At 32.9% G+C, this 1310-nt stretch carries 2 protein-coding genes; both read right to left on the reverse strand.

Annotated features, from left to right (window positions below; genetic code table 11):
* Positions 1-871: IS3 family transposase (locus F5ESL0228_RS08200; RefSeq protein WP_158592509.1), on the reverse strand; the 871-nt coding region annotated here is incomplete at its 3' end.
* The coding region (locus F5ESL0228_RS08205; RefSeq protein ID WP_147441435.1) for a helix-turn-helix domain-containing protein at positions 808-1310 on the reverse strand (503 nt) is incomplete at its 5' end. The genes F5ESL0228_RS08205 and F5ESL0228_RS08200, both read right to left, overlap by 64 nt.

Genomic DNA, 1310 nt, shown 5'->3' on the forward strand with positions numbered 1-1310 from the left:
TATCTTCATTGTAATAACTTATCCATTCTTTCATCGCCTTAACCAATTGTTTCTTAGTATCAAAGTGATGTGTAAAATAATTCATTTCAACTTTCATAATGTGAAAGAAACTTTCCATAGCTGCATTATCATGACATGTAGCTCTTCGTGACCTGCTTTGAAATACTTTATGTTTTCGTAAAGCATGTCGATATGGATTAGATTGATATTGAATTCCTTGATCACTATGGATTGTCATTCGATAATTTAATAGCTTTGGTCTTGCAGTAAACACTCCCTCTAATCCTTCTAGAACATATCTTGTTAATGGACGATCGGTGATCGTATAACTAATAATTTCACCGCTGAATAAGTCCTTAAATGGCGATAAATATACACGATCACGGATAGTCATGTTCCCATATCTAAATTCACTAATATCAGTTACGACCTTTTGATATGGTCTATCAGTCTTAAACTTTTGATGGAACCGATTCTTAGCTTTCTTATTTTGTGGACCCTTTGAAGAATCATATTTACCGGCTCTCAGATTATATTTATTAGCTCTTAAATTGTTCTCACGCATTAAGCGTTGAACACGTTTATGATTAACCATTAGGTGATAAGTCATCCTCAGAGTATCAGTTACAGGCCAGTATCCATAACTGGCATGATGCTCCTTTATCATTTTGATAATTGAAACAAGTGCTTTATCACTGATCAGCTTCTTTTTTGGATGAGGATGGTACTCGAATGTACTTTTAGACAAACTTGTGTAGGGTAATATTTCTTTTAATTTAAAGCCAAATTCTTGCCTTAGTTCATTAACTATAGATCTTTCTTCGTCCGATGTCCGCGTTTCTGAACTAAGGCATCTAGTTTTTTTAGATATTCATTTTCTACATGTAATGCACGATTCTCTAAACGTAGACGTTCAAGTTCAGTTAACTCTTGAGAAGTATATTTATGCTTCTTTGCTTTAATTTTCTTTTTATGCATTAATGGTCGTCCTTGCTTAATAAATAAAGCATCAACACCGCCTTCATTTAATTTTCTTTGCCAATTCGCAATAGTGGAATGTTGTTTAATATTAAAATGATTGGCAGTAATTTGATAGCTGGCACTATGTTCTTTTCTCCAGTTTAAGACTTCTAATTTAAATTGACCACTATATCTTGTCTTAGAAAAGCTTTTTTCCAGGCCTCTGTTACCATACTGTTGATAATTATTGATCCAACCATCAATAGATCTACGTGATGTGATATGTAATTTCTCTTGAATTTCTTTTGTACTAAATCCTCTTTGATACAAATCTACTGCTTCTAATTTTG

Origin of the sequence: Lactobacillus sp. ESL0228, assembly GCF_003692825.1 — a bacterium.
In the GTDB taxonomy this organism is placed as follows: Bacteria; Bacillota; Bacilli; order Lactobacillales; family Lactobacillaceae; genus Lactobacillus.